Source organism: Pseudomonas sp. REP124 (assembly GCF_020164475.1).
Taxonomy (GTDB): Bacteria; Pseudomonadota; Gammaproteobacteria; order Pseudomonadales; family Pseudomonadaceae; genus Aquipseudomonas.
The window spans coordinates 1-25,426 of sequence record NZ_JAIQWX010000067.1 but is presented as its reverse complement, the minus strand read 5'-3'; the positions used below and the strand labels follow the sequence as shown (position 1 = coordinate 25,426).

Annotated in this window: 26 protein-coding genes and 3 pseudogenes; 12 read left to right on the top strand and 17 right to left on the bottom strand. The window is 62.1% G+C overall.

What is annotated here, in order from left to right; all coding sequences use genetic code 11:
- Positions 1-62: 62 nt before the first annotated feature.
- Both K9857_RS17250 and K9857_RS17245 read right to left on the bottom strand, forming a co-directional pair.
- On the bottom strand, positions 63-644 hold the full coding sequence (locus tag K9857_RS17250) for a mechanosensitive ion channel family protein (RefSeq protein WP_224537742.1): 582 nt from the start codon (positions 642-644) through the stop codon (positions 63-65).
- Positions 644-2,554 (bottom strand): ATP-binding cassette domain-containing protein, encoded by a 1,911-nt coding sequence (locus tag K9857_RS17245; protein ID WP_224537740.1) that lies wholly within the window; start codon positions 2,552-2,554, stop codon positions 644-646. The genes K9857_RS17250 and K9857_RS17245 overlap by 1 nt, the downstream gene beginning before the upstream one ends.
- A gap of 50 nt (positions 2,555-2,604) precedes the next feature.
- Here K9857_RS17245 and K9857_RS17240 point away from each other — a divergent pair, with 50 nt between their 5' ends.
- Entirely contained in the window at positions 2,605-3,069 is a 465-nt protein-coding gene (locus tag K9857_RS17240) for a TIGR02444 family protein (RefSeq protein WP_224537738.1), read from the top strand.
- Between the two features lie 293 nt (positions 3,070-3,362).
- Here the strand turns inward: K9857_RS17240 and K9857_RS30575 are convergent.
- Positions 3,363-3,857 (bottom strand): annotated as a pseudogene (locus K9857_RS30575) (hypothetical protein); the annotation flags it as partial.
- Between the two features lie 156 nt (positions 3,858-4,013).
- Positions 4,014-4,352: pseudogene (locus K9857_RS30570) on the bottom strand (AlgP family protein); the annotation flags it as partial.
- A gap of 192 nt (positions 4,353-4,544) precedes the next feature.
- Between K9857_RS30570 and K9857_RS17230 the strand changes: the two are divergent.
- A complete protein-coding gene (locus tag K9857_RS17230; RefSeq protein ID WP_224537735.1) occupies positions 4,545-5,210 on the top strand; it encodes an FKBP-type peptidyl-prolyl cis-trans isomerase in 666 nt (221 codons plus the stop codon).
- A gap of 60 nt (positions 5,211-5,270) precedes the next feature.
- On the opposite strand, the gene rsd is transcribed toward K9857_RS17230, so the two are convergent.
- The 8 genes and pseudogenes from rsd to K9857_RS30565 form a co-directional block, all read right to left on the bottom strand.
- Positions 5,271-5,729: a sigma D regulator gene (gene rsd / locus K9857_RS17225; RefSeq protein WP_175379605.1), complete on the bottom strand. Its 459-nt coding sequence runs from the start codon at positions 5,727-5,729 to the stop codon at positions 5,271-5,273.
- Positions 5,730-5,903: 174 nt separating this feature from the next.
- The gene (locus K9857_RS17220; protein ID WP_224537734.1) at positions 5,904-6,455 is read right to left on the bottom strand and encodes a disulfide bond formation protein B; all 552 of its coding nucleotides are present in this window, start codon (positions 6,453-6,455) and stop codon (positions 5,904-5,906) included.
- 298 nt (positions 6,456-6,753) lie between these two features.
- Positions 6,754-7,992, bottom strand: a complete 1,239-nt coding sequence (locus K9857_RS17215; protein ID WP_224537732.1) for a heme biosynthesis protein HemY — start codon at positions 7,990-7,992, stop codon at positions 6,754-6,756.
- On the bottom strand, positions 7,989-9,131 hold the full coding sequence (locus K9857_RS17210; protein WP_224537730.1) for a uroporphyrinogen-III C-methyltransferase: 1,143 nt from the start codon (positions 9,129-9,131) through the stop codon (positions 7,989-7,991). Before K9857_RS17210 ends, K9857_RS17215 begins: the two co-directional genes overlap by 4 nt.
- Positions 9,132-9,147: 16 nt before the next feature.
- Complete coding sequence (locus K9857_RS17205; RefSeq protein ID WP_224537729.1) at positions 9,148-9,915, bottom strand: uroporphyrinogen-III synthase; 768 nt, start codon at positions 9,913-9,915, stop codon at positions 9,148-9,150.
- Positions 9,912-10,853: a hydroxymethylbilane synthase gene (gene hemC, locus K9857_RS17200; protein ID WP_224537727.1), complete on the bottom strand. Its 942-nt coding sequence runs from the start codon at positions 10,851-10,853 to the stop codon at positions 9,912-9,914. Before hemC ends, K9857_RS17205 begins: the two co-directional genes overlap by 4 nt.
- A 138-nt stretch (positions 10,854-10,991) precedes the next feature.
- On the bottom strand, positions 10,992-11,738 hold the full coding sequence (locus K9857_RS17195) for a LytR/AlgR family response regulator transcription factor (RefSeq protein ID WP_175379599.1): 747 nt from the start codon (positions 11,736-11,738) through the stop codon (positions 10,992-10,994).
- Positions 11,735-11,851 (bottom strand): annotated as a pseudogene (locus K9857_RS30565) (sensor histidine kinase); the annotation flags it as partial. The gene K9857_RS17195 and the pseudogene K9857_RS30565, both read right to left, overlap by 4 nt.
- A gap of 455 nt (positions 11,852-12,306) precedes the next feature.
- Between K9857_RS30565 and argH the strand changes: the two are divergent.
- The gene (gene argH / locus K9857_RS17190) at positions 12,307-13,701 is read left to right on the top strand and encodes an argininosuccinate lyase (RefSeq protein ID WP_224537725.1); all 1,395 of its coding nucleotides are present in this window, start codon (positions 12,307-12,309) and stop codon (positions 13,699-13,701) included.
- Positions 13,702-13,765: 64 nt separating this feature from the next.
- On the opposite strand, the gene K9857_RS17185 is transcribed toward argH, so the two are convergent.
- Both K9857_RS17185 and K9857_RS17180 read right to left on the bottom strand, forming a co-directional pair.
- Entirely contained in the window at positions 13,766-14,440 is a 675-nt protein-coding gene (locus K9857_RS17185; protein WP_224537723.1) for a glutathione S-transferase family protein, read from the bottom strand.
- Between the two features lie 205 nt (positions 14,441-14,645).
- Entirely contained in the window at positions 14,646-15,305 is a 660-nt protein-coding gene (locus K9857_RS17180) for a glutathione S-transferase family protein (protein WP_224537722.1), read from the bottom strand.
- Positions 15,306-15,441: 136 nt separating this feature from the next.
- Between K9857_RS17180 and K9857_RS17175 the strand changes: the two genes are divergently transcribed.
- The 3 genes from K9857_RS17175 (at position 15,442) to K9857_RS17165 (ending at position 19,213) form a co-directional block, all read left to right on the top strand.
- On the top strand, positions 15,442-15,726 hold the full coding sequence (locus tag K9857_RS17175; RefSeq protein WP_224537720.1) for a hypothetical protein: 285 nt from the start codon (positions 15,442-15,444) through the stop codon (positions 15,724-15,726).
- A gap of 207 nt (positions 15,727-15,933) precedes the next feature.
- On the top strand, positions 15,934-16,179 hold the full coding sequence (locus K9857_RS17170) for a TIGR02647 family protein (RefSeq protein WP_224537719.1): 246 nt from the start codon (positions 15,934-15,936) through the stop codon (positions 16,177-16,179).
- A 190-nt stretch (positions 16,180-16,369) separates the two neighbouring features.
- Entirely contained in the window at positions 16,370-19,213 is a 2,844-nt protein-coding gene (locus tag K9857_RS17165; RefSeq protein WP_224537717.1) for a class I adenylate cyclase, read from the top strand.
- A 7-nt stretch (positions 19,214-19,220) separates the two neighbouring features.
- Here the strand turns inward: K9857_RS17165 and rnk are convergent, their stop codons facing one another.
- The 3 genes from rnk to cyaY form a co-directional block, all read right to left on the bottom strand.
- Complete coding sequence (gene rnk / locus K9857_RS17160) at positions 19,221-19,631, bottom strand: nucleoside diphosphate kinase regulator (protein ID WP_224537715.1); 411 nt, start codon at positions 19,629-19,631, stop codon at positions 19,221-19,223.
- A gap of 229 nt (positions 19,632-19,860) precedes the next feature.
- Positions 19,861-20,088, bottom strand: coding sequence for a DUF1289 domain-containing protein (locus tag K9857_RS17155; protein WP_224537713.1), 228 nt, complete (start codon positions 20,086-20,088; stop codon positions 19,861-19,863).
- A gap of 4 nt (positions 20,089-20,092) precedes the next feature.
- Positions 20,093-20,425, bottom strand: coding sequence for an iron donor protein CyaY (gene cyaY / locus K9857_RS17150; protein WP_224537711.1), 333 nt, complete (start codon positions 20,423-20,425; stop codon positions 20,093-20,095).
- 306 nt (positions 20,426-20,731) lie between these two features.
- On the opposite strand from cyaY, the gene lptM reads away from it, so the two are divergent.
- The 6 genes from lptM to K9857_RS17120 are packed head-to-tail and all read left to right on the top strand — an operon-like array spanning position 20,732 to position 25,339.
- Positions 20,732-20,902 carry an LPS translocon maturation chaperone LptM gene (lptM, locus tag K9857_RS17145; protein ID WP_175379589.1) on the top strand — a complete coding sequence of 57 codons (171 nt, stop codon included), beginning with the start codon at positions 20,732-20,734 and terminating at the stop codon, positions 20,900-20,902.
- 9 nt (positions 20,903-20,911) lie between these two features.
- Positions 20,912-22,159, top strand: a complete 1,248-nt coding sequence (gene lysA / locus K9857_RS17140; protein WP_224537709.1) for a diaminopimelate decarboxylase — start codon at positions 20,912-20,914, stop codon at positions 22,157-22,159.
- A gap of 4 nt (positions 22,160-22,163) precedes the next feature.
- The gene (gene dapF, locus K9857_RS17135; protein WP_224537707.1) at positions 22,164-22,994 is read left to right on the top strand and encodes a diaminopimelate epimerase; all 831 of its coding nucleotides are present in this window, start codon (positions 22,164-22,166) and stop codon (positions 22,992-22,994) included.
- Between the two features lie 13 nt (positions 22,995-23,007).
- Positions 23,008-23,733, top strand: coding sequence for a DUF484 family protein (locus tag K9857_RS17130; protein ID WP_224537705.1), 726 nt, complete (start codon positions 23,008-23,010; stop codon positions 23,731-23,733).
- A gap of 2 nt (positions 23,734-23,735) precedes the next feature.
- On the top strand, positions 23,736-24,635 hold the full coding sequence (gene xerC / locus K9857_RS17125) for a tyrosine recombinase XerC (RefSeq protein WP_224537704.1): 900 nt from the start codon (positions 23,736-23,738) through the stop codon (positions 24,633-24,635).
- Positions 24,632-25,339: an HAD family hydrolase gene (locus tag K9857_RS17120; protein ID WP_224537702.1), complete on the top strand. Its 708-nt coding sequence runs from the start codon at positions 24,632-24,634 to the stop codon at positions 25,337-25,339. Before xerC ends, K9857_RS17120 begins: the two co-directional genes overlap by 4 nt.
- The last annotated feature ends 87 nt before the right edge of the window (positions 25,340-25,426 follow it).

Below are 25,426 nucleotides of genomic sequence, written 5' to 3'. Positions count from 1 at the left end.
TCACAAATCCACTGTAGGAGCCGAGCTTGCTCGCGAAGGCGTCCTCCCAAACAACAGAAGGCTTACTTCTCAAACCCGGAAGAAGGGAAAACATCAGTCCCCCGCCAACGCCGCACCGACCGCTGGAAGAACAGGCTATTGGGCACCTGCACCATCGCACTCCCCGTCCCCAGCTCTTCAGCCTCGATCAACGTGGTGTACAGCAGATTGATCGCCACCACCCGCCCCTTCACGCCAGGTTTGTCGGTGGTGTCCACCAGCTCCACCACATCCCCCAGACGGAACGGGCCAACGGTGAAGATCAGCACCGAGCACAGCAGGTTCGACAGCACGCTCCACATGGCAAAAAACGCCACCGCCGCGACCGCGACAAAACCGGACAGCGCCGTCCACAGCACCGTGGCCGACACCCCGAGGCGCTCAAGCACGAAGATCAGCGCACTGCCCATGATCAGCCAGCGCAGGCCGCCACGCAGCGGCATCAGCAATTGCGGCGGAAACGGATAACGCTCGCCCAGCCGGGTCAGGACCTTGGCCACGAAACGCTGGGTCAGGTAGCCGGCCAGCAGAATCAGCAGGATTTGTACGCCGAGCCAGATCGGCTCGACCCACATCGCCGGCAGTGGCAGCTTGAACGCTTCCATCAGGACAGCGACTCCAGCTCCGCCTGCATGCTTTCCAGCAGTTCCAGAGCTTCCATCCAGGCTTCTTCAAGCTCCGCTTCACGCACCTTCAGCTTGGCCTGTTCGGCCAGCAGGTCCCGCAGTTCGTTCTTGCGCATCGGCTCGTAGATATCGCTGTCGCCGAGGCTGGCATCGATCTTCGCCAGTTTCTCGTGCAGCTTGCCCAACTCGGCTTCGAGCTTGTCAGCTTCGCGCTTGTGCGGTGCCAGTTGCTGACGCAGAGCGGCTGCTGCCTGACGCTGGGCCTTCTTGTCGGTCTTGTCCGGGTTGACCGGTGTGTTGCTGACCGGCGCGTTGCGCTGACGGTAATCCACCAGCCAACGGGTGTAGTCGTCCAGGTCACCGTCGAACTCTTCGACCTTGCCGTCGGCCACCAGGAAGAAGTTGTCGGTGGTGCTCTTGAGCAGGTGACGGTCGTGGGAAACCACCAGCACCGCACCGCTGAACTCCTGCAGGGCCATGGTCAGCGCCAGGCGCATTTCCAGGTCCAGGTGGTTGGTTGGTTCGTCTAGCAGCAACAGGTTCGGCCGATCCCAGGCAATCAACGCCAGGGCCAGACGGGCTTTCTCACCACCGGAGAAATTCAGCACCGGCTCGTCGATCCGCGCGCCACGGAAGTCGAAGCCGCCGAGGAAATCACGCAGGGTCTGTTCGCGCTCGGTCGGCGCCAGGCGCTGCAAGTGCAGCAACGGGCTGGCCTTGGAATCCAGAGAGTCGAGCTGATGCTGGGCGAAGTAACCGACGACGGTGTTTTCGCCGCGGGTCATGCGACCGGCCAGCGGCGACAGTTCGCCCGCGAGGTTCTTGATCAGGGTCGACTTGCCCGCGCCGTTAGGGCCGAGCAGACCGATCCGCGCACCCGGCGTGAGTTGCAGCTTGACCTTCTCCAGCACGGTCTTCTCGCCGTAACCCAAGCGGGCATCGGACAGGTCGATCAGCGGGCTGGAGATTTTCTGCGACTCGCGGAAGACGAAGTCGAACGGCGAATCGACGTGGGCAGCGGTCAGCTCCTCCATCCGCTCCAGCGCCTTGATCCGGCTCTGGGCCTGACGGGCCTTGGTGGCCTGGGCCTTGAAGCGGGCGATGTAGCTTTCCATGTGCGCACGCTGCGCCTGCTGCTTCTCGTAGGCCTGCTGTTGCTGGGCCAGGCGTTCGGCACGGGCACGCTCGAAGGCGCTGTAGCCACCGCGATAAAGAGTGATCTTGCGTTGATCGACGTGAGCCACGTGATCGACCACGGCATCGAGGAAATCTCGGTCGTGGGAGATCAGCATCAAGGTGCCGGGATAGCCCTTGAGCCACTCTTCGAGCCAGATGATCGCGTCAAGGTCCAGGTGGTTGGTCGGCTCGTCGAGCAGCAGCAGGTCCGATGGGCACATCAGCGCCTGCGCCAGGTTCAGGCGCATCCGCCAGCCACCGGAGAAGTCGCCGACCTGGCGATCCATCTGCTCGTTGGTGAACCCAAGACCGGCGAGCAACTTGCGCGCCCGGGCGTCGGCGGTATAACCGTCGGCGCTGTCGAGCTCGGAGTGCAGGCGGGCCTGCGCGGCACCGTCATGGGCCGCTTCGGCTGCCGCCAGGTCGCGTTGCACCTGGCGCAGACGCAGGTCGCCGTCGAGCACGTAGTCGACCGCCAGGCGTTCGAGGGTATCGACCTCCTGGCGCATGTGGGCGATACGCCAGTCGGCCGGCAGGAAGCAGTCACCCGAATCCGGATGCAGTTCACCACGCAGCAAGGCGAACAGGCTCGATTTGCCGGCGCCGTTGGCACCGATGAGGCCGGCTTTCTGGCCGGCGTGCAGGGTCAGCTCGGCGTCTTCTAGCAGACGCTGCGGGCCACGCTGTAAAGTCAGGTTCTGAAGTCGAATCATAATGGCGGCGGAGTCTACCAGCTTCGCTCGCAACTGGCGCGAGTAGCACTATGTCCTCTGACCTGTGGAGCTTTTCCCTGAGCATTTATGCCCGACCGGGCGTTGAACAGGCCTGCCTGCGATTGCAGTCTGCGGGGCTCAATGTGTGTCTGCTGCTGTGCGCGGCGTGGCTGGGACGGCGCGGTGTTATCTGCAATGAGCAACGCTTGCGCGAGCTACGCAGCCTGACAACGCCTTGGGACGCCGATGTTGTGCAGCCGCTACGCGCACTGCGCATGCAATGGAAATCCGCCGCCACGGGCGATGCCGATCTGCATGAATTGCGCGAGCAAGTGAAGGCACTGGAACTGGAAGCCGAACGACGTCTGATCTTGAAACTGGAGCGATCGGCGCAAGACTGGCCGCAGGGTGAGGCGACCGATTTATCGGCCTGGCTTGAAGGTGTGGCGGCAGGCGCCGCCCACCTGGACCGCGACGCGCTGCATCAGCTGCGCGTCGCGGCAACCGGCACTTAGGAAGCGCTGGTTGGGGTGCTGGTGGTGCTCGACGGTGCCGCTGGCGTTGGCGCAGAGGTAGCTGTCGAGGTAGTAGCTGCTGGCGTAGATGCTGCGGCAGCAGACGGTGCTGGAGTCGCAGGAGTTGCCGGCTTGGCAGCGGCTGTCGGAGCCGCTGTGGAAGCGGAAGCCGGCTTGGCGGCAGCAACCGGTTTTTTCACCGCTGGCTTGGCTGCGGGTTTTGCCGCGGCTGGTTTCGCTGCTGGCTTGGCGGCAGGTTTGGCTGCGGCTGGCTTGGCAGCGGCTGGTTTTGCTGCTGGTTTTGCGGCGGCTGGTTTTGCCGCAGCAGCTGGTTTGGCTGCCGGTTTCGCCGCAGCAGATTTTGCTGCAGTGGCTGGCTTGGCGGCTGCAGGTTTCGCGGCAGCGGTTTTCGCAGCCGGTTTAGCGGCGGGTTTTGCAGCGGCAGTTTTGGCAGCTGGCTTGGCAGCGGTTTTAGCTGCGACAGGTTTTGCGGCAGGCTTGGCAGCCGGTTTCGCAGCAGCTGTTTTAGCGGCAGGTTTTGCTGCCGGCTTGGCGGCTGGTTTTGCTGCTGCGGTTTTCGCTGCGGCAGGTTTGGCAGCGGCGGTACGCGCAGCAGGTTTGGCGGCGGCGGTACGAGCGGCGGCTGGCTTGGTAGCGGTGGTGCGAGCAGCAGGTTTGGCAGCAGCAGTACGCGCGGCGGCTGGCTTGGCAGCCGGTTTGGCCGCAGCTGTTTTAGCGGCTGGCTTGGCAGCGCTGGCAGCGGCAGGTTTTGCTGCGGCTTTCACCGGTGCTTTGGCAACCGGTTTGGCGGCAGACTTGGCCGGCGCTTTTGCGGCAGCCGGTTTGGCAGCGGCTTTCTTCGCAGGTGCCGCAGTTTTGGCTGCACGCAGGGACAACGCCTTGCCGACAGCCTCTTGAACACGACCAACGCCCTGGGCCAGTTTCAGGCTTTCCTGAGCGTCACGCTTGAGTTGCAGGATGTAGCCGCGAGTGTCCGACTGACGCTCTTTCAGAGCATCGAGCAGGTCTTCGAGTTGCTGCACGGCGTCCTTGGCTTTGCCTTGCGCCTTGGCCTTGCCGGCCGCTGCGGCGTCCTGCAATTTGGTGCGGGATTTGTGCAATTTTTCCTGAGCTTTGCCGCGCTGTTTTTCCAGTTTGGCGAGCAGTTTTTCAGCATCAGCCAAGGCTTCTGAGCAGGCAGTTTCGAGGTGCTCGAGCAAGCTGCCCGACAGTTGTTGGAGAAGATGCAACGGAGTGTTTACTGGCTTCTTGGTGGCCGACATGGTTTACCTCCTGGCTGAAGTGAGTGCGGCTCATACTAGACCTCTGCTGCAACCGCCGCTAGGGCATGTTGACACTATCGAAAGCGTCCTGTTGCAAAGGAGCGAAAAACTTCTTCGCTTGCGCAAAAGCAGTTCACCGTTAAGCACATTCTCACTGGCATAATCGCCCGCAATTCAGGTCGGAGAGTGCCCATGTCGCGCTACCTTTTTTTATCGCTGTGCGTGATTTTTTCCGTGGCTCAGGCCGCCGAAAAAACCCAGGAAAATGACGCGCACGATCTCGCCTACAGCCTCGGCGCGAGCCTCGGCGAACGCCTTCGCCAGGAGGTCCCGGACCTGGAGTTGAAGGCTCTGGTCGAAGGGTTGCAGCAAGCCTATCAAGGCAAGCCACTGGCATTGAAAGACGAGCAGATCGAACAGATTCTGTCCGAGCATGAAGCCCGGGTGGCGATGCAGACACCGGCACCGGAAAACCAACTGGCGGTGGAAAACGAAAAACGTTTTCTCGCCGAAGAAAAAGCCAAGCCTGGCGTTCGCGAACTGGCCGATGGAATTCTGCTGACGGAACTGACACCGGGTAACGGCGCCAAGGCCGGACCGAACGGAAAGGTGCAGGTGCTGTACGTCGGTCGCCTGCCTGACGGCACCGTGTTCGACCAGAACAATCAGCCGCAGTGGTTCAGTCTCGACAGCGTGATCAGTGGCTGGCGCAGTGCGTTGCAACAGATGCCGGTCGGGGCGAAATGGCGTCTGGTGATTCCATCGGCGCAGGCCTATGGCGCCGACGGTGCGGGCGACCTGATCGCGCCATTCACGCCACTGGTGTTCGAAGTCGAATTGCGCGGCGCGACCGGCTGATCGCGCAAATGAAAAACGGTGCGCCGTGGCGCACCGTTTTCGTGTCTAGCAGAATGCGGTTCAGACCTGAACCGAGTCTTCTGCCTTGTGCGCGGTATGCAGCACTTCGATCAGGCAATCTTCCAGTTCGAAGCGTTCATGCAACAGGCCGCCGAGCTCCTTGAATTTCTCCGCGACGCATTTGCCTTCATCACACAGATCGTTGAAAGCCAGGAGCTTCTCGGTGATGACGTCGATGCGTGGGTAGAGGGTTTCGGCGAGTTCCAGGCCGCGCTTGTCGTTGAAGGCCTTGGCCTCCCCCGTCAGCTGTTCGTAGATTTCGAAGTGGCCAGCCGAAACGTAATCGACCAGTACGCCGCAGAACTCCTGCAAGGGTTTGCGGCTTTCACTCAGCGCTGCAGGCTCTGCGCCAAGGGCGTCATAGGCCCCGATCAGTTCTCGGCGCTCCTGCAACCAGCGATCGATCAGCAGGTGCACTCCACCCCAGCGTTCCTGAGCATTCTGACAACTTTCGAGCATGGTGATCTCTCTTCCCTTTTGGGTCAGCTGCTCTATGCCCGTTCGCCTCTTGTAATGGGCGTTCGGGGCAGAGCGTCATCGAGCAAGACAAAATTCCAATGACACGTGCGGGCCAGATTATGCCCGCAGGACTGAGGCTTCAAGGTACGCAGGCGATAAAGTTCATACAAGTGTTTAATCATTCAACAGGGTTTGCCGCGACGACTCGCCGCCGAGCGGTCGCCTGATGGCGAGCCAGACAAGTCGCAGGAGCTGGTAAACCGCCAGAATCGACATCGCGACGAAGAACAGCAGGCTCCACTCGGGGATGCTCAGATCCAGCAGCGTCCAGGAGCGCTGGGTGCAGTCGAAAGCACCTTTGAATATTTGCTGCACGACACACAGCCACGGCTCTGCGGCGAACAGCTCTGAGAGGTTTGAAGCACACCCCGCCAATGGCTGCGCCGGATTGCCTTGCAACAACACCTGCCGCCCGGCTGTGAGCGTACCCGCCAAGCTACTGAGAAGGCCGAGCAACCAATAGAGAGAGGAGCCGAGGCGACCGGGACCCTGCACCGCCGCCAGCAGGCAGATGCCCGTCAACAGCGCCAGGCAAATCCGTTGCAATAGGCACAGGACGCAGGGGCTCAGGCCGATGGAATATTCCAGATAATAGGACACGCCCAGGACCAGGGCGCCCGCAACGAAGACCGTGAAAAACAAGGAGCGTGTGCAGGCCAAAGACATGGCTTTTCCGTAACAGTTGGGACCGACGGCTACGGTAGAGGAAAGCGCTTTGGCGTTTCAAGGCGGGTTGCTTGGGACAGTTCAGCAGGGATGTAGGGAAATCCCAACACGAGACAGAGGAATCGGTGAAACCCTCTGTAGGACTTTGCTGAGGAGGCTGTAGGAACGCAAAAACAGGGCAAATTTCCCCCCTCAGAACCACACAAATCCGGACGCAGGCTGCGCCAGCTGCTACATGTACCGCGGCGTACGCAGAACCTGTAGCAGCTGCCGAAGGCTGCGTCCGACGGCTACAGGATCATGCGCGAGCAGGTACGGGCAGCGGTGCGGCGAGCAGGCGCTCGTCCAGCAATCCCAGGCCTTCCTGGAACAACTGGTTGCTGCGTTCGGTATCGCCCATCTGCGCCAGCAACCGCGCCAGCTCGGCACAGGCTTCCGGGTTGCGCTCCATGTGCAGACTGCGCTCCAGATAGTCCCGGGCCTTGCCCCACAGGCTGCTTTGCAGACACAGGCGACCCAGGGTCAGCAGCAGGCCGGAATCGGCGGGATGCTCCTTGAGCCAGCCTTCAGCGAGGTGCAACTGACGCGCCGGATCGCTGCCGCGGACCAGCCCGTAGAGACGCGCCAGATGGCTGTCGTAGTGACGTTTGAGCGCGTTGCGCAAGACCTCTTCAGCCTCGGCCTGCGCTCCCAGTTGCCGGAGTTGTTCGGCATAGGCAAGCACCAGTTGCGGTTCCTGGCGTTGTGGCGAGGTCAACTGCTCCCAGGCGCTCTTGAGCGATTGCAGGCCGACGGCCCCTTCGCCTTCGCGCTGAGCCGCCAGAGAAAGATTCTTGCCCCAGGCACGACGCTCCAGCTCCGCCAGTTCGGCTGCGGGCAGGACCTTGTCCTTGCGCAGCTCCGGCAGCAGGCGAATCACCGCCGGCCATTCGCCTCGCAACTGATACAAGCGCTGCAACTGACGCAACACCTGCGCGTTATGCGGATGACGCTCACGCATCGCCTGCAGGGTCGTCAGAGCGCCTTCGGTATCACCACGGTCGGTCTGCAATTGCGCGTGGTTCAAGGCAATCGCCAGCTCGGCTTGTGGCTGGCGCTCCAGAGCGCGCTCCAGCAGATTGTCGCTCTCTTCGTAATTGCCCTGTTCGTTCGCCGCACGGGCAGCGCCGAGGTAATACAGCAGCGGTTGGCGTTCAGCTTCCGCAGCCCGTTGCAGATGACGTTGCGCGCTGGCCCAGCGACCTTCGGCCAGGTCCAGCTGACCATGTTCGATCGCCACCTGCACCCGGCGACTACGGTTGCGCCGCGACCAGGGATTGACCACGCCGCCGGACGTCAGCACCAGCTCGATCGATGCCTTGATGCCCCAGATGACCAGCCACAAGACCGCCACCAAAGCCAGGGTCGCCCACAGGCTCGACTCATAACGGAAGTTTTTATAAGCGATCAGCACGTAACCCGAATGCTCGGCAATCGCCAACCCCAGCGCCGCCGCGGCGGCGATGACCAGAAACAGGATCACATACAGGCGCTTCATGGCGTGGCCTCCTGCGCAGTGCTTGCGGCAGGTTTGGGCAGCGGTTTGATGGAGTCCTCGGCATTGACGTTGCGACGTTCCAGATAACCTTGCACGGCGCTCAGCGTGCCGGTCAGGTCAGGCGTGACCACGGTGACCGGTTGCTTGCTCAGCTCCGCCACCTGATCGAGCATCACTTTGCTCTGCGCGTTGTCCGGGTTGAAGTTGCCCTTGAGCACGTCACGCGCCTCGTCCAGCGCCTGGGTGTAAACCGCCGCCTGGCCATTGAGCGCGGCCCACTGCGCCTGCTCCAGTGCCAGGCTCAGCGCCAGACGCACCTGGCTCAGGCTCTGCCCGGCCAGCAACGGACGGACGTTTTTGTCGGCATTGAAATCGATACGGATGTAACGCGAGATCTGATCCCACCATTGCGCCCAGCGACTGGCGCCGTCACCGTCGGCGGTCAGTCCGAGCAGGGATTCGCCACGGTCCTTGTACTCGGGCGCCAGTTCGGTGAGGCCAGTCACCTGTTCGCGCAGGGCGCCCAGGCGCAGGAACAGGCCGGTGCGATCCGGCTGATCGGTGCTGCGCAAGGCCACCAGGGTTTTGGCCACCTGTTCGCGGGCGGCGAAGGAGCCCGGATCGTTTTGCTCGCGCAGAATGTCGTCGGCACCCTGAACCAGGGCCTGGGCGCTGCTGATGTCTTGCAACGCGGAGAGACGCAGACTGGCCAGTCTCAGCAAATGCTCGGCCTCGGCCAGGCGCCAGTCCTTGCGGCTGGCACCAAGAACGGTTTCCAGACGCTGATTGAGTCGCTGCTGATCGCCCTGCAACTGCACCACCAGACGGCTGCGCTCTTCCAGCACGTCGGCGCCGGGCAGTTGCTCCAGACGCGCGCTCAGGCGCTGCTCATTGAGTTTCAGGCTCTGCGCCTCATCGCTCAAAGCCTGCACCTGACTCAGCTGCTGCTGATTGGTCGCCTGCAAATGGCGCACCTGCCAGACTCCCCAGCCGCCCACCGCAACACCGGCGGCGCCGAGCAACAATGCGACGACGGCCAGACCATTGCCTCGGCGCGGCTCTGTGGCAGGAGGTGGAGTTTCAATCGGCGCATCCAGTACTGGCCGGACGTCTTCTTTAGGCAAGGCTGTTTCGCTCACGTATCCATCCTTTGCATTAGTAAACGGGTACGGGATTCTCCCGTATCGCCGCCAGCAAAGCCGCGGCACTGGCGCCACGACAATCCACAACTGTCAGGGCGCCGGCGGCACGTGCCAGCTCGGCAACCCTGAGACTCGGTACAAACAACGGCAACCGCGCCAATTGCGGCCAGGCATCGCCAGCCAATTGATGCAGGTGCTCAAAACCCTGTCCACTGCTGACCACCAGCGCATTCAGGCGTTCCGCACGGATCCGCTCCGGCAGCGCCGCCGGTGGGTATTGCGGCAGCTCGCGGCGGTACAACTCCAGATAATCGACACTAGCACCTAGCTCGCGCAAGCGCTCAGCCAGCAGCTCGCGACCTCCCTCGCCGCGCATGATCAGCACGCGCGGATCCGGTCGGGCGATGGCCTCGCGCAGGTTCGCCAAATCAAGCAAGGCTTCGCTGTCATCGCCGTCTTGGGGGAAGCTCACATCCAGGTCGCGATCCTCGAGGATCTGCGCGGTCGCAGCACCGACGCTGAACCACTTCACGGGCGGCGTCTGCGGGTAAAACCGATCGAGCAATTCGATGCCGATCCGCGCGGCCGGCTTGCTGACCACGATCACCGCACAATAGCGATCCAGTCCCTGGATCACCTCGCGCATTGTGTCAGAGGCAGGGATCGGCACGATGTCCAAAAGCGGCAAGCTGCTGCTGAAAATCCCCTGATCCGCCAGCACGCCACTGAGCGCCGCCGACTCATCCGCCGGACGCGTCAGCAGCAGGCGCCAGCCGGTCACTCGTGACCTGCCTCGCCATAGACCGCCTTAAGAATGTCGGCAGCGCCCTGGCTCAGCAGGTCTTCGGCCACTTGCACACCCAGCGCTTCAGCATCGCCACGGGGCGCACGCGCCTGGGCGCTGAGCAGCAGGCCGCCATTGGGATCGCCCACCAGGCCACGCAACCAGACCTGCTCGCCTTCGAGCACGGCATAGCAGGCGATCGGCACCTGGCAGCCGCCATTGAGGTGTTTGTTGAGGGCGCGTTCGGCAGTCACGCGGGTGGCGGTGTCCTGGTGATGCAGCGGCGCCAGCAGTGCGTGGATTTCGCTGTCACCGCTGCGACATTCGATGCCGACCGCGCCCTGGCCACCGGCCGGCAGGCTGTCATCGACACTGATGGCCGAGGTGATGCGGTCTTCGAAACCCAGGCGGATCAAGCCGGCGGCCGCCAGGATGATCGCGTCGTACTCGCCCGCATCCAGCTTGGCCAGGCGGGTGTTGACGTTGCCGCGCAGGAAGCGGATTTCCAGGTCAGGGCGACGGGTCAGCAATTGCGCCTGGCGACGCAGGCTCGAGGTGCCGACGATGCTGCCTGGCGGCAGGGCATCGAGGCTGGCATAGGTATTGGAGACGAATGCGTCACGCGGGTCTTCGCGTTCGCAGATGCAGAACAGGCCCAGGCCTTGGGGGAAGTCCATAGGCACGTCTTTCATGGAGTGCACGGCGATGTCGGCTTCGTCTTCCAGCAGCGCGGTTTCCAGTTCCTTGACGAACAGGCCCTTGCCACCGATTTTCGACAACGGCGAGTCGAGCAGCTTGTCGCCGCGACTGACCATCGGAACCAGGGTCACGAGCAGGCCCGGATGGGCCTCTTCCAGACGGGCTTTGACGTATTCGGCCTGCCACAGGGCAAGAGCGCTTTTACGGGTGGCGATGCGGATTTGGCGAGTGGACATGGATCAATCCGTACTGAATAGATACGGCGGATGATAACAGCTCAGCCAAATCCACTTTGACTTGTATCAGAAACTACTCGGCCTCCCTGGCCCCGGATGTCCGGAAATCGGGTGAGCAATTTGCCTGCGGCCCGCGGATCACAGCTGCTGCATCATTTTCCGTACGCCAGCGACGTGACGCCGACTGACGATCAGTGCATCGCCGTTCAAGCCCTTGAGGAACAGCTGGAAATGTCCCAGAGGCGTGCGCTGCAGACGTTCGATGCGATCGCGAGCGACCAGGGCATTGCGGTGAATGCGCACGAAACGTTCGCCGAATTCGTCCTCCAGAGCCTTGAGCGGTTCATCGAGCAGCACTTCACCGGCCTCGTGGCGCAAGGTCACGTATTTGTGATCGGCAATGAAGTAGACCACCTGGTCGATGGGAATCAGCTCGATCCCCTTGCGGGTGCGGGCACTGATATGGCTGCGAGGGCCACTGCCGCTGTCGGCCGCCGGCCGGGTCAGGGCGGAGAGTTGAACGCGGTTGGGGCGTTCGGCTTTTTTCAACGCGTCATGTAAATGTTCAGTTCTCACCGGTTTCACCAGATAGCCTACGGCGCTGGCCTGTAAGGCTCCCTCTGAATATTCATCGGGTCCTGCACAGAACACCACGGCGGGCGGGGTCTCGCGTTCGCACAATCGCGCTGCCACCTGCAGGCCATCGAGGCCCGGCATGCGGATATCGAGCAGCACGATATCCGGCTTGTGGCTGTCGATCAGTGCCAACGCTTCCTCGCCATTCGTGGCGCTGGGCTCCAGGACACTGTATCCCTCGAGTTCGCCAACCATTCGGCTCAGGCGCTCGCGGGCAGTAGGGTCGTCATCAACGATCAGGACATTCATATTGCGCTGGATTCCTGCGTGAGTCTCGCACAAGGATAGCGTAGACAGGTGAAGTGACGTCCGTCACCGCGATCCACGCTAAGACTAGCGCGAGCGTCAAAAAGTGCCGCTCGTCCGGAAGCAAAATTTTCATCTGCCGGACAATTGACGGACCAGGCACGCATTGGCGACAGACCGCCACAGGGTTTGCTGTTACGCAATATGAACACCCCCTCTACTTATAGTCAGCGTCTGCACCGAGAAGTGCGCTGCTCCTACTGTCCAACTGTAGACGGTTGGCGGAGCGATATTGCTCAATCGGAAAATATCGTTGTGATGACCACTGTGGGATAACCCTGCACCGACCACTGTGGGAGCGAGCCTGCTCGCGATGGTCGTCAACGATGACCCTGGCTGTCTGGTTCCCCGCGGTGTTCTTTCGTGCATCGCGAGCAAGCTCGGCTCCTACAGGGGTCGGGGGCGTGTGGTGGAAAAGCAGTCGACCAGCGTCAGCGCCAGCCCCGGCAACCCTGTTATCATCCGCCGCAGCTTTCAACGCCATCTTTATCCAGCCGATACGAGCGAATTCATGAGCACTGACAAGACCAATCAGTCCTGGGGCGGCCGCTTCAGTGAACCCGTCGACGCCTTCGTCGCCCGCTTCACCGCCTCCGTCACCTTCGACCAGCGCCTGTATCGCCACGACATCATGGGCTCGATCGCCCACGCCACCATGCTGGCCAAGGTCGGCGTGCTGACCGATGCCGAGCGCGACAGCATCATCGACGGCCTGAAGACCATCCAGGGCGAAATCGAGGCCGGCCAATTCGACTGGCGCATCGACCTCGAAGACGTGCACATGAACATCGAAGCGCGTCTGACCGACCGCATCGGCGTGACCGGCAAAAAGCTGCACACCGGCCGCAGCCGCAACGACCAGGTCGCCACCGACATCCGCCTGTGGCTGCGTGACGAAATCGACCTGATCCTGGGCGAAATCACCCGCCTGCAAAAAGGCCTGCTGGAGCAGGCCGAGCGCGAAGCCGGCAGCATCATGCCGGGCTTTACTCACCTGCAGACCGCGCAGCCGGTGACTTTCGGGCACCACATGCTGGCCTGGTTCGAAATGCTCAGCCGCGACTACGAGCGTCTGGTCGACTGCCGCAAGCGCGCCAACCGCATGCCGCTGGGCAGCGCCGCACTGGCCGGCACCACCTACCCGATCGACCGCGAATACACCGCCCAGCTGCTGGGTTTCGAGGCCGTGGGCGGCAACTCCCTGGACAACGTGTCCGATCGTGACTTCGCTATCGAATTCTGCTCGGCCGCCAGCATCGCGATGATGCACCTGTCGCGCTTCTCCGAAGAGCTGGTGTTGTGGACCAGCGCGCAGTTCCAGTTCATCGATCTGCCGGACCGTTTCTGCACCGGCAGCTCGATCATGCCGCAAAAGAAAAACCCGGACGTGCCGGAGCTGGTACGCGGCAAGACCGGTCGCGTCTTCGGTGCCTTGATGGGCCTGCTGACCCTGATGAAAGGTCAGCCGCTGGCCTACAACAAGGACAACCAGGAAGACAAGGAACCGCTGTTCGACGCCGCCGATACCCTGCGCGACTCGCTGCGCGCCTTTGCCGACATGATCCCGGCGATCAAGCCAAAGCACGCCATCATGCGCGAAGCGGCGCTGCGCGGTTTCTCCACCGCCACTGACCTGGCCGACTACCTGGTGCGCCGTGGTCTGCCGTTCCGTGACTGCCACGAGATCGTTGGCCATGCGGTGAAATACGGCGTGGACACCGGCAAGGACCTGGCGGAGATGAGCCTGGAAGAGCTGCGCAAGTTCAGCGACCAGATCGATCAGGACGTGTTCGCCGTCCTGACCCTGGAAGGTTCGGTCAACGCCCGTAACCACATCGGCGGCACTGCACCGGCTCAGGTGAAAGCGGCTGTTGCGCGGGGGCAGGCGCTGCTCGCCAACCGCTGATTCCTCGGCAAGTAACACAGCGTGAAAAAAGAGCCCGATGGTCACGACCATCGGGCTCTTTGTTTTAGCGGCCTGCACTCCCTACCGCTCGCACCCGCGCCAGAAACGCCGGCGCTTCGGCCACTCTGTCAGCGGCGATTTTCTGTACGTTCGGATTCTCGGCCAGACGCTGCAATAGCGCAGTGGCGCCAGGCATCCCCATCAGATAGTCGGTTCCGAACAAGCGTTTGCCGACGTCCACCGCCAGATCGACGCTGTACAGAAAGTACAGGTCGGCCAGCGTGAACTGCTCTCCCGCCACGAAGGGCGAGAACCGCGCACGCTGCTTCAGCGCCTTGAAACCCTTGAGCAGATCCCGCTCGGCCTTGTCCCGCAACGCTTGCGGGGTCGGTCTGCCACCGAAGAACACCTCGACGTAACAGACCCGCGCCGGCAGTTCGATGTACAGCTCGATTTCCTTGGCCAGTGCCCGAACCCGCGCCCGCTCGAACGGATCGGTCGGCAGCAGAGCGACGCCCTCTTGGGTCTCTTCGATGAAGTCGAGAATGGCGTCGGTTTCGCTTAGAAAGCCTTGGCCGGTTTCCAGCACCGGCACCTTGCCCCGAGGGCTGACGGCGAGAATCTGCGGATTCTGGCAGCCATAAAACGGAACGGTCTCAAAAGGGACGCCCTTTTCCAGCAGCGCTAGCTTGACCATGTTGAAGTAATTACTGGCCGCGAAGCCATAGAGCTTGAGCATGATGAGGTCTCCTTGACCGTCTGGTTTCCATTACGAAAACAATCCAGCGCTCAAGGTAGGCATCGCTCGGAGAAGAGGTGGTTTTGGGCTATTGCCGCATATGACAAAAGCGCCTGAAAAGGCTGTCCGGCGGGCGTGAAGGCCATATGGGACAAAAGATTGCGAGTCTTCTGCAGCACAGGCCTTCCTCGTTCAACCCTGACGATTACTTCTTGGTCGCGATCATCGCCATGAACGCCGGCATCGCCGCTTCCTTGTCCGCAGCGATGCGCTGAACGTTCGGGTTCTGCTCAAGACGATGCAACAACGCCTTGGCTGCCGGCAGCTCGGCCAACAGGTCGATCTCGAACAGCTTCTTCGCCACTCCGCAGGCCAGCGGCACGCTGTAAAGGAAGTACAAGTCCGCCACGCTCAGGCTGTCGCCCGCCACATAAGGGCTGAACTTGCCGTGACGTGCCAGGGAGGCAATGCCCAACAGCAGTTCGGCCTTGGTCTTTTCCTTGATCGCCTCCGGCAGCTTGGCGCCGAAGAACGCTTCGCCGTAACAGGCACGCGCGGGTAATTCGATATACAGCTCGATTTCCTTGGCCAGCGCCAGCACCTGGGCGCGCTCGAATGGATCGCTCGGCAGCAGCGGCGTGCCTTTCTGGCTCTGCTCGATGTAGTCGAGGATCACCATGGTTTCGTTGATGAAACCCTGCTCCGTCTTCAGCACCGGCACCTTCCCGCGAGGGCTGATGGCCAGGGCCTCGGCGGTCTGACCAGCGTAGAACGGCACTTCTTCGAAGGGCAGTCCTTTCTCCAGCAGCGCCAGCTTGACCATGTTGTAGTAGTTGCTGACGGCGAATCCATAAAGCTGAATCATCACAAGCCTCCAGGCCGTGCGGGGTGGGCGGTGTCTATTTCCAGAACACGCTTATAGAACGGCGAGCGGATTCTTGCCAGCAGCATCACCGGGCTGAATGCGGGTAAACTGGCGGCCATTTCCCGAGGAGCCAGCCATGAGCGAGCCAACCGATATCGACAACGACGAAGAAGAGTTCGCCGAAAGCACCCTGATCCAGGCCATCGAAAACCAGATCGAAAGCGAGAACCCGCCAGCGGCCAAGGCGACGTTCAACAAGCTGACGCTGGTGGGCTACGAGCGCGAAGACATCCTCAACCTGATGGCTCACGTTCTGGCGGTGGAAATCGACGCAATCCTCGAAGAAGACCGCGCGTTCAACACCGAATGGTACGAAGCGGCGCTGCGGGCGCTGCCGGAATTGCCCCCGGAAAAGAAATAACCCCGCCTCCTGTAGGAGCGAGCATGCTCGCGATGCACGACCAGACACCGCGGGGTGTCAGGCTGCCAGCGTCATCGTTGACGACCATCGCGAGCGTGCTCGCTCCTACAGGGAATTCCGATTTGTTGTGTTGGCACTGGACATGCCGCACCGGCAGGTTCACCTTAAGGGCGCTGTTGTCCCATTCCAAGAAAGTATGGAGTCCTTATGTCGTTTACCCCTGAGTTGGTTGCCGAACTGGAAATCCTTGCACTCTACAACCTGGACAGTTCCCAGGAAGGCTTGAAAATTCACCATACCGCTGCCCCCCACGCAATTGCCGCTGCCCAACGCCTGCACGAAAAAGAACTGATTACCCAGCCCGATGGCGGTTACCTGACCAGCCTGGGGCGCGATGCCGCCGAACACGCTCAATCCCTTCTGACTATCCTGACGACTCAGGAAACGGCCTGACCGTACCGTATCGCCCACGGAAAACCCGAAACGGGACATCCGTGGGCCTGTTCGGCTGGCTGACCTTTTCCAACGTTATAAATCTGACGTCAAAAAAACAAAATCAGCTTAAATGTCCAAGGGACGAGACGCTAAACTGCGCTCACCCCAAAGCCCCACGTCCGAGCCCAGCGAGCCGGTTTGAGCTGACATGACCCGCAACCATGAAATCCGCCCCGATCTGGACGAGGGCATCGACCGCAAGGTGCTGAGCCAACTGCGCGCCCGTTTTCTCAAGCTCAACGAAGGTCGCATGGCCCGCGCCATGGAGGGTCTGTCGACCCGCCAGCAAGGCGTGCTGAGCCTGTTGCCGCTGTTTTTCCACGTCAATCATCCGCTGTTGCCAGGCTATGTCTCGAGCAGCACTCCGGCCGGGCTGTCGAACTACGAGCCCGACGCCAACCTGCTGGCCGAAGCCCAGCGCCTGACCCGCTCGTTTACCTATAAACCGCGCCACGGCAGCAACCCGCCACGGCCGATTCACGGCCTGTTCCTGATGGGCAGCCTCGGCACCCTGGCCCAGGCCGACCAGAGCGATATGGACCTGTGGGTCTGCCACAGCCCGGACCTGAGCGAGAGCGAACTCAATGAGCTGCGCAAGAAATGCCAGTTGCTCGAAGCCTGGGCCGCCAGCCAGGGTGCGGAGGCGCATTTCTTCCTGATCGACCCGGAGCGGTTCGTGCGGGGCGAGCGCGACAATCAGCTGAGCTCCGAGAATTGCGGCACCACTCAACACTATCTGCTGCTCGACGAGTTCTATCGCACCGCGATCTGGCTGGCCGGGCGCACACCGATCTGGTGGCTGGTGCCGGTCTATGAAGAATCCAGCTACGACCGCTACACCCACACGCTGCTTTCCAAGCGCTTCATCCGTGCCGACGAAACCCTCGACCTGGGCAACCTCGCCTTCATTCCGCCCGGCGAGTTCATCGGCGCCGGGCTGTGGCAGTTGTTCAAGGGCATCGAGTCGCCCTACAAATCGGTGCTCAAGCTGCTGCTGACCGAGGTGTACGCCAGCGAACACCCGCGGGTCCAGTGCCTGAGTCTGCGCTACAAACAGGCAGTGTTCGCCAACCGCCTCGACCTGGATGAACTGGACCCTTATGTCGTGGTGTACCGGCGCATCGAGGAATACCTGATTGCCCGCAACGAGCCGGAGCGCCTGGAGTTGGTGCGACGCGCGCTGTACCTGAAGGTCAATCGCAAACTCACCGGCAACAGTCGCACCCAGAGCTGGCAGCGCTCGCTGCTGGAGCGTCTGGCCCACGAATGGCACTGGGATCATCGGCAACTGGCTCTGCTGGACAGCCGCAGTCAGTGGAAGGTCCGCCAGGTCAGCTCCGAGCGCCGGGCGCTGGTCAACGAACTCAATTACAGCTACCGCTTCCTGACTCAGTTCGCCCGCCAGGAACAGACCGTGAGCCTGATCAACAAGCGCGACCTCAGCGTGCTGGGCCGGCGTCTGTATGCGGCGTTCGAGCGCAAGGCGGACAAGGTCGAGTTCATCAACCCGGGCATCGCTCCGGACCTGGCCGAAGACACACTGACGCTGGTGCACGCGCCCAACAAAAAGGAAGCCGGGCAATCCCAGTGGGGCCTGTACAACGGCAGCCTGACCGCCCTTGAGTGGGAGCACTTCGCGCCGATCAAGCGCAGCCGTCAGTTGCTCGAACTGCTGACCTGGTGCCATCGCAACGGCGTGATCGACAGCAGCACCCGCCTGGCCCTGCATCCCGGCAGCAGCGACCTGAGCGAATTCGAACTGTTCAACCTGCTCGGCAGCCTGCAGCAGACCATTCCCCTGCCGATGCCGACCGTCGACGAAGAACCTCTGCTGCGGGCCAGCGTGCCCGGCGAAGTGCTGATTCTGGTGAACGTCGGTGTCGACCCGCTCAAGCATCATCGCGACTTGAATATCCTGATGACCACCGAGCGCACTGACTCCCTGAGTTATGCGGGGGTCCGGGAAAATCTGGTGCTGACCCTGGATCAGGTCACGCTCAACAGCTGGAACGAAGTGCTGGTGAGTCGCTTCGACGGCCCCCACGCCCTGCTCGACTGCGTGCGCGATTACCTCAACGATTTGCCCGACAGCCCGAATCAACCCCGGCTGCGGGTGCGCTGCTTCTGCCACAACCGCGCGCAATTCATCGCGCAGCGCGTGGAAGGCATCCTCGACACCGCGCAGAACCTGTTGCTGAGCAAACTCAATCACCGCTACCTGATTCAGGTCCAGCAGCACTATCACGTGCTGGAACTGGTGCCGGGCCAGGTCAACCATGTCGCCTTGCCGACGCTGGCGGCGCTGGTCGATTACCTGAGCGAGGAACTGGCCAGCTACAGCCCGCTGCACCTGGATTCGATGGCCCTGGAAGACCACGACCTCGCCCTGCTGCTGCCCATGGGCCAGCCCGACTGCATTCAGGTGTTCTACCGGGTCAACGAGGATCAGGCCGAGCTGTACGTGCTCGATGAATTCAACGCGCTGTGGCAACAGCGCCTGCCGTGGCACGACGAGCAGAGCCTGCTGGTGCCGCTGCAACGCTTCCTGCAATCGATTCAGTATCGGCGCGATGCCTCGCTGCCGATGGAGGCCGCCCAGCCTCGCAGTCTGGACATCCTCTATTACCAGCTTCTGCCAAACGGCACCGGACGGGCGCGCCGCGTCGAGGCCCGGACGGCGCCGCACACGCCAGCGAACAAACCTTTCTATGACGTTCAGGCAATCGTCGGCAAGGCTGCTCCGGGCGAGGTGCAGGTCACTCTGTACTGCAATCAGCGGGAGTTTTCAGAGTTGGAGCATGGCGACCAACTGTTCAGCGTGGTCGCCCGGGAAATCGTCGAGCAGCGCCGCGAGACCAGACGCTACCGCTGCTACATCACCGACCTGGACCTTTCGGGTCTGCTCGGTGACGGTCAGGGTTCCAGCAATCTGTATCTGCGCTACAAGGCGGACCTGGAGCGCGCATTGAACGAGGCGCTCGATCAGGTATGAGACGGGGTCAGACGTTGTAATCGCCGCCATTGGACGGCTGCGATTCGACTTCCAGCAGCGTCAGCTTCAGGGTTTTGCCGCCGGGTGCCGGCCAGTCAATGTGCTGGCCGACTTTCAGGCCCAGCAGTGCGCTGCCCACGGGTGCCAGGATCGAGACCTTGCCTTCGTCGGCGTTGGCATCCTTGGGATAAACCAGGGTCAGGTGATAGTCCTTGCCGCTGCTTTCTTCACGGCAGTGAACGCGCGAATTCATGGTCACGACGTCCGGCGGCACTTCATCGTGGCCTACCAGCGTCTCGGCACGGTCCAGCTCGGTTTGCAACGCAATAACGCCCGGCAGGTTTTCATCCAGGCTGTCGATCAGACGCTCCAGACGCTGAACGTCCAGACGGGTAAGGGTGATGGAAGGTGCGGTCATGATCAGGGCAGACTCCTTTCTTCTGCACAAAAAAAGCAAAACCCCGCCAGAAACAAGGCGGGGTTTTCACAAGCCTCGATGGGTTGAGGCGTATTCGGACACTATCACAGCTCAAAAAATATACAAGCCAGTGACGTCACCCCCTGTAGGAGCGAGGCTTGCCCGCGAAGAACGATTACCGGTTCTATCTGATAGAGCGCATCGCCTGGTTCGCGAGCAAGCTTCGCTCCTACAGGGAGGTGGCGATGCTTTTGCGTTCTTTGGCCTGCTGGCAAATGACGCGCCGGCGCTCATCATCCGCCGACCGCCACTCACGGATGTCTTCGACATGGCGGAAACATCCCGTGCAGACTTTTTGCTCATCCAGCCGGCACACATTGCAGCACGGCGAGGGCACCGCCGGGCTGACGTTGCTGTAGAGCGGCTTGGGCGGACGAACGGGCGCAGGTTGTGTCACGGTGTTACAGACCTTCGAAGTCGAATTCGACACCGGCCTGTTGCTGGACGATGCGCTCGAGCATCTCGCCCAGCTGCTCTTCGCTCTTGTCGCACATCCAGCGCTCGCTCTCTTCGTCGTAATCGAAGTGGAAGCCGCCGGACACCGCCGCCAGCCACAACTGACGCAGCGGCTCCTGGCGGCTGAAGATCAGCTGGGTGCCGTTCTCGAACTTGACGGTCAGGACACCGGCCGAGCTCTCCAGATCGATATCCAGGTCGCTGTCCTCGAAGATGTCTTCCAGGGTTTGCTGGGTGGCATCGACCAGATCGTGGAAACGCGCTTCGGACAAACTCATTACGGCAACCTCAAAAAGTGTCTGATCAGGCTCAAGCGCCGCAAGATACGGCCGAGTCTCGTCGATTGCAAAAAATAACGACCCAGGGAGCTGTTTATGTGAGAGCGGGCTTGCTCGCGAATGGCGGGTCAGTCGAAACAAATGTCACTGACAGACAGCATTCGCGAGCAAGCCCGCTCCCACAGGGAATGCAGTATAGCGACCTGCATGCGCCAAGCCCCGCCGGACGGGAGCCCCCTCGCATAGGCAAGCCGTCGGGTGGCCGGTATACTCCGGCCCAATTAATGCATTTTCAAGGATTTCGCCATGAAGCGCCTGATCTCTTCCCTTGCTGCGCTCCTCGCGATCGCCTGCCTCGTCTCGGCCTGCGGTCAAAAAGGCCCGCTGTACCTGCCCGACGATGACCAGGACCCGGCCGAGCAAGCTCAGTCCTCGCAGAAGCAATCGTCCAAGCACAAGCACGACGTCTACCAATAAGGGAGCATCATGGACGCTTTTAACTACCGTGACGGTGAACTGTTCGCGGAAGGTGTTGCCCTGTCTGCTATCGCTGATCGCTTTGGTACACCGACCTACGTTTACTCCCGTGCCCACATCGAAGCCCAATACCTGGCTTACGCCGATGCGCTGGCCGGCATGCCGCACCTGGTCTGCTTTGCGGTCAAGGCCAACTCCAACCTGGGCGTGCTGAATGTCCTGGCCCGCCTGGGCGCCGGTTTCGACATCGTTTCCCGTGGCGAGCTCGAACGCGTACTGGCCGCCGGCGGCAGCGCCGACAAGATCGTGTTCTCCGGCGTCGGCAAGACCCGTGACGACATGCGCCGCGCCCTGGAAGTGGGCGTGCACTGCTTCAACGTCGAATCCACCGACGAGCTGGAGCGCCTGCAAGTGGTGGCCGCCGAGCTCGGCGTTCGCGCCCCGATTTCCCTGCGCGTGAACCCGGACGTCGACGCCGGCACCCACCCGTACATCTCCACCGGTCTCAAAGAGAACAAGTTCGGCATCGCCATCGCCGACGCCGAAGACGTGTACGTGCGCGCCGCGCAGCTGCCGAACCTGGAAGTGGTCGGCGTCGACTGCCACATCGGCTCGCAACTGACCACCCTGCCGCCATTCATCGACGCCCTCGACCGCCTGCTGGGCCTGGTCGACCGCCTGAGCGACTGCGGCATCTACCTGCGCCACATCGACCTCGGTGGTGGCCTGGGCGTGCGTTATCGCGATGAAGAGCCGCCATTGGCCGGCGATTACATCAAGGCCGTGCGCGAGCGTCTGGACGGTCGCGACCTGGCGCTGGTGTTCGAACCGGGCCGCTTCATCGTCGCCAACGCCGGCGTGCTGCTGACCCAGGTCGAGTACCTCAAGCACACCGAACACAAAGACTTCGCCATCGTCGATGCGGCCATGAACGACCTGATCCGCCCGGCGCTGTACCAGGCCTGGATGGACGTCACCGCCGTGCGCCCACGCGATACCGCCGCCCGCACCTACGACATCGTCGGCCCGATCTGCGAGACCGGCGACTTCCTGGCCAAGGAGCGTGAGATGGCCCTGGAAGAAGGCGATCTGCTGGCCGTGCATTCGGCAGGCGCCTACGGCTTTGTCATGAGCTCCAACTACAACACCCGCGGCCGTGCCGCCGAGGTGCTGGTGGACGGCGATCAGGCATTTGAAGTGCGTCGCCGTGAAACGGTAGCCGAGTTGTTCGCTGGCGAAAGCCTGCTGCCGGAGTAAAACCATGCTGCTGCGTTTTACCAAGATGCACGGCCTGGGCAACGACTTCATGGTTCTCGACCTGGTCAGCCAGCATGCGCACATTTTGCCCAAGCACGCCAAGCTGTGGGGCGACCGGCATACCGGCATCGGTTTCGACCAGTTGCTGATCGTCGAAGCGCCGAGCAACCCGGATGTGGATTTCCGCTATCGGATCTTCAACTCCGACGGCTCCGAAGTGGAACAGTGCGGCAACGGTGCGCGCTGTTTCGCCCGGTTCGTGCTCGACAAACGTCTGACCGCGAAGAAACTGATCCGCGTCGAAACCAAAAGCGGCATCATCGAACTGGATGTACGCAACGACGGGCAGATCGGCGTCAACATGGGTGCCCCGCGTCTGGTGCCGGCGGATATTCCGTTCCAGGCAACCGAGCAGGCCCTGAGTTATCAGGTTGACGTCGACGGCAAGTCGGTGGATCTGGCCGCGGTGTCGATGGGAAACCCCCATGCGGTGCTGCGGGTCAGCGATATCAACAATGCGCCGGTGCACGAGCTGGGGCCGAAGATCGAACACCACCCGCGCTTCCCATCGCGGGTCAACGTCGGCTTCATCCAGGTCATCGACCGCAATCGCGCGCAATTGCGCGTCTGGGAACGCGGCGCCGGGGAAACCCAGGCCTGCGGAACTGGCGCCTGCGCCGCCGCGGTGGCCGCCATCAGCCAGGGGTGGATGGATTCGCCGCTGTTGATCGACCTGCCTGGCGGGCGTCTGTCCATTGAGTGGGCAGGCCCTGGCCAACCGGTTCTGATGACCGGCCCGGCAGTTCGCGTATACGAAGGACAAGTGCGTCTTTGAGTGAGCCAAAGCCATGACCGATAAGCCACAGGTACCCGCCCGACAGTCCGACGAATCAGCGTCCGAAAGCCTGGAGGCGGCGGCGATTGCCGCGTACCTGGAGGCTCATCCGGACTTCTTCGTCGAGCACGAAGAACTGCTGCCGTCCTTGCGCATTCCCCATCGACGCGGCGATACCGTGTCGCTGGTGGAACGGCAGATGACCATTCTGCGTGACCGCAACATCGAGTTGCGCCACCGTCTTTCGCATCTGATGGACGTCGCTCGCGACAACGATCGCCTGTTCGAGAAAACCCGCCGCCTGATCCTCGCCCTGATGGACGCCAACACCCTGGAAGACGTGGTGATGAGCGTCGAAGACAGTCTGCGCCAGGACTTCCAGGTGCCCTTCGTCAGCCTCATTCTGCTGGGCGACAATCCCACGCCGGTCGGCCGCTGGGTTACTCATGCCGAAGCACAAGTGGCCATCGGCGGCCTGCTGCAGGAAGACAAGAGCGTCAGCGGCAGCCTGCGCGAGCACGAGCTGGACTTCCTGTTCGGCGAAGAGCAGCGCAAGCAGATCGGCTCCACCGCCGTCGTCGCCATCTCCCATCAGGGCATCCACGGCATCCTGGCCATCGCCAGCCGTGATCCGCAGCACTACAAGAGCTCGGTGGGCACTCTCTTCCTGAGCTATATCGCCGAAGTCATGGGCCGCGTGCTGCCACGGATCAACAGCTCCCTGCGCTCGGTACGCTGATCATGGAACGGCAACTGGACGCTTACTGCGAACACCTGCGCAGTGAGCGGCAGGTGTCGCCGCACACCCTGTCGGCCTACCGCCGCGACCTCGATAAAGTGCTGGGCTGGTGCGTCAAACAGAACATCGACAGCTGGACGGCGCTGGATATCCAGCGCCTGCGCAGCCTGATCGCCCGCCTGCATGCCCAGGGCCAATCCTCCCGCAGCCTGGCGCGACTGCTGTCGGCAGTGCGCGGGCTCTATCACTATCTGAACCGCGAAGGCCTGTGCGACCACGATCCGGCCAACGGCCTGGCGCCGCCCAAAGGCGAGCGTCGCCTGCCAAAGACCCTCGACACCGACCGCGCGCTGCAACTGCTGGAAGGCGGCGTCGAAGACGACTTCCTCGCGCGCCGCGATCAGGCGATTCTCGAGCTGTTCTACTCATCCGGCTTGCGCCTCTCGGAGCTGACCGGGTTGAATCTCGACCAGCTGGATCTGGCCGACGGCATGGTCCAGGTGCTCGGCAAGGGCAGCAAGACCCGTCTGCTCCCGGTGGGCACCAAGGCCCGCGAAGCGCTGGAGCAATGGTTGCCCTTGCGCGCCCTGGCCAACCCGGCGGACGACGCAGTGTTCATCAGCCAGCAAGGCCGACGCCTCGGTCCACGGGCGATCCAGGTTCGGGTCAAGGCCGCCGGCGAGCGTGAACTGGGACAGAACCTGCACCCGCACATGTTGCGGCACTCTTTTGCCAGCCATCTGCTGGAGTCCTCCCAGGACCTGCGGGCGGTACAGGAATTGCTCGGCCACTCGGACATCAAGACCACGCAGATCTACACCCACCTGGACTTCCAGCACCTGGCCTCGGTCTACGACAGTGCCCATCCACGGGCCAAACGCATTAAAGGCGACGATTCATGACGATCCAACTGATCACCTTCGACCTCGATGACACCCTGTGGGACACCGCCCCGGTGATCGTCAGCGCCGAAGCCGTATTGCGTGAATGGCTGACCGAGCATGCGCCCAAGCTGGGTGCGGTTCCGGTGGAACACCTGTGGGCCATTCGTGAGCGCATCATCAATAGCGAACCGGGCTTGAAGTACCGCATCAGTGCCCTGCGTCGACGTGTGCTGCTCCAGGCTCTGGAAGAAGCCGGTTATGCCCGCGCCGAAGCTTTGGACCTGGCCGAGCGCAGCTTCGAAGTGTTCCTGCATGCGCGGCACCAGTTGGAGATCTTCCCGGAGGTGCAACCGACCCTGGAAGTGCTGGCCAACCACTACGCCTTGGGCGTGGTCACCAACGGCAACGCCGACGTGCGCAGGCTGGGCCTGGCGGACTACTTCAAGTTCGCGCTCTGTGCCGAGGACATCGGCATCGCCAAGCCCGATGCGCGACTGTTCCATGAGGCCTTGCAGCGCGGAGGTGTCACGGCCAGGGCAGCGGTGCATATCGGCGATCATCCGGGCGATGACATCGCCGGTGCCCAGCAGGCGGGGCTGCGAGCGATCTGGTTCAACCCGGCGGGCAAGATCTGGGAAGCCGAGCGCCTGCCGGATGCCGAAATCCGCAGCCTGACCGAGTTGCCGGCGTTGTTGGCGTTGTGGAACGCAAAGTCGGTCTGACGCAAAAACCTGTGGGAGCGGGCTTGCCCGCGAAGACGGCTGCACATTCAACATTGATGGTTGCTGACACAACGCTTTCGCGGGCAA

Coding starts and splice junctions, on each gene's coding strand:
- K9857_RS17250 (WP_224537742.1), bottom strand. CDS start 644: ATGGAAGCGTTCAAGCTGCCACTGCCGGCGATGTGGGTCGAGCCGATC.
- K9857_RS17245 (WP_224537740.1), bottom strand. CDS start 2,554: ATGATTCGACTTCAGAACCTGACTTTACAGCGTGGCCCGCAGCGTCTG.
- K9857_RS17240 (WP_224537738.1), top strand. CDS start 2,605: ATGTCCTCTGACCTGTGGAGCTTTTCCCTGAGCATTTATGCCCGACCG.
- K9857_RS17230 (WP_224537735.1), top strand. CDS start 4,545: ATGTCGCGCTACCTTTTTTTATCGCTGTGCGTGATTTTTTCCGTGGCT.
- rsd (WP_175379605.1), bottom strand. CDS start 5,729: ATGCTCGAAAGTTGTCAGAATGCTCAGGAACGCTGGGGTGGAGTGCAC.
- K9857_RS17220 (WP_224537734.1), bottom strand. CDS start 6,455: ATGTCTTTGGCCTGCACACGCTCCTTGTTTTTCACGGTCTTCGTTGCG.
- K9857_RS17215 (WP_224537732.1), bottom strand. CDS start 7,992: ATGAAGCGCCTGTATGTGATCCTGTTTCTGGTCATCGCCGCCGCGGCG.
- hemC (WP_224537727.1), bottom strand. CDS start 10,853: ATGTCCACTCGCCAAATCCGCATCGCCACCCGTAAAAGCGCTCTTGCC.
- K9857_RS17195 (WP_175379599.1), bottom strand. CDS start 11,738: ATGAATGTCCTGATCGTTGATGACGACCCTACTGCCCGCGAGCGCCTG.
- argH (WP_224537725.1), top strand. CDS start 12,307: ATGAGCACTGACAAGACCAATCAGTCCTGGGGCGGCCGCTTCAGTGAA.
- K9857_RS17185 (WP_224537723.1), bottom strand. CDS start 14,440: ATGCTCAAGCTCTATGGCTTCGCGGCCAGTAATTACTTCAACATGGTC.
- K9857_RS17180 (WP_224537722.1), bottom strand. CDS start 15,305: ATGATTCAGCTTTATGGATTCGCCGTCAGCAACTACTACAACATGGTC.
- K9857_RS17175 (WP_224537720.1), top strand. CDS start 15,442: ATGAGCGAGCCAACCGATATCGACAACGACGAAGAAGAGTTCGCCGAA.
- K9857_RS17170 (WP_224537719.1), top strand. CDS start 15,934: ATGTCGTTTACCCCTGAGTTGGTTGCCGAACTGGAAATCCTTGCACTC.
- K9857_RS17165 (WP_224537717.1), top strand. CDS start 16,370: ATGACCCGCAACCATGAAATCCGCCCCGATCTGGACGAGGGCATCGAC.
- rnk (WP_224537715.1), bottom strand. CDS start 19,631: ATGACCGCACCTTCCATCACCCTTACCCGTCTGGACGTTCAGCGTCTG.
- cyaY (WP_224537711.1), bottom strand. CDS start 20,425: ATGAGTTTGTCCGAAGCGCGTTTCCACGATCTGGTCGATGCCACCCAG.
- lptM (WP_175379589.1), top strand. CDS start 20,732: ATGAAGCGCCTGATCTCTTCCCTTGCTGCGCTCCTCGCGATCGCCTGC.
- lysA (WP_224537709.1), top strand. CDS start 20,912: ATGGACGCTTTTAACTACCGTGACGGTGAACTGTTCGCGGAAGGTGTT.
- dapF (WP_224537707.1), top strand. CDS start 22,164: ATGCTGCTGCGTTTTACCAAGATGCACGGCCTGGGCAACGACTTCATG.
- K9857_RS17130 (WP_224537705.1), top strand. CDS start 23,008: ATGACCGATAAGCCACAGGTACCCGCCCGACAGTCCGACGAATCAGCG.
- xerC (WP_224537704.1), top strand. CDS start 23,736: ATGGAACGGCAACTGGACGCTTACTGCGAACACCTGCGCAGTGAGCGG.
- K9857_RS17120 (WP_224537702.1), top strand. CDS start 24,632: ATGACGATCCAACTGATCACCTTCGACCTCGATGACACCCTGTGGGAC.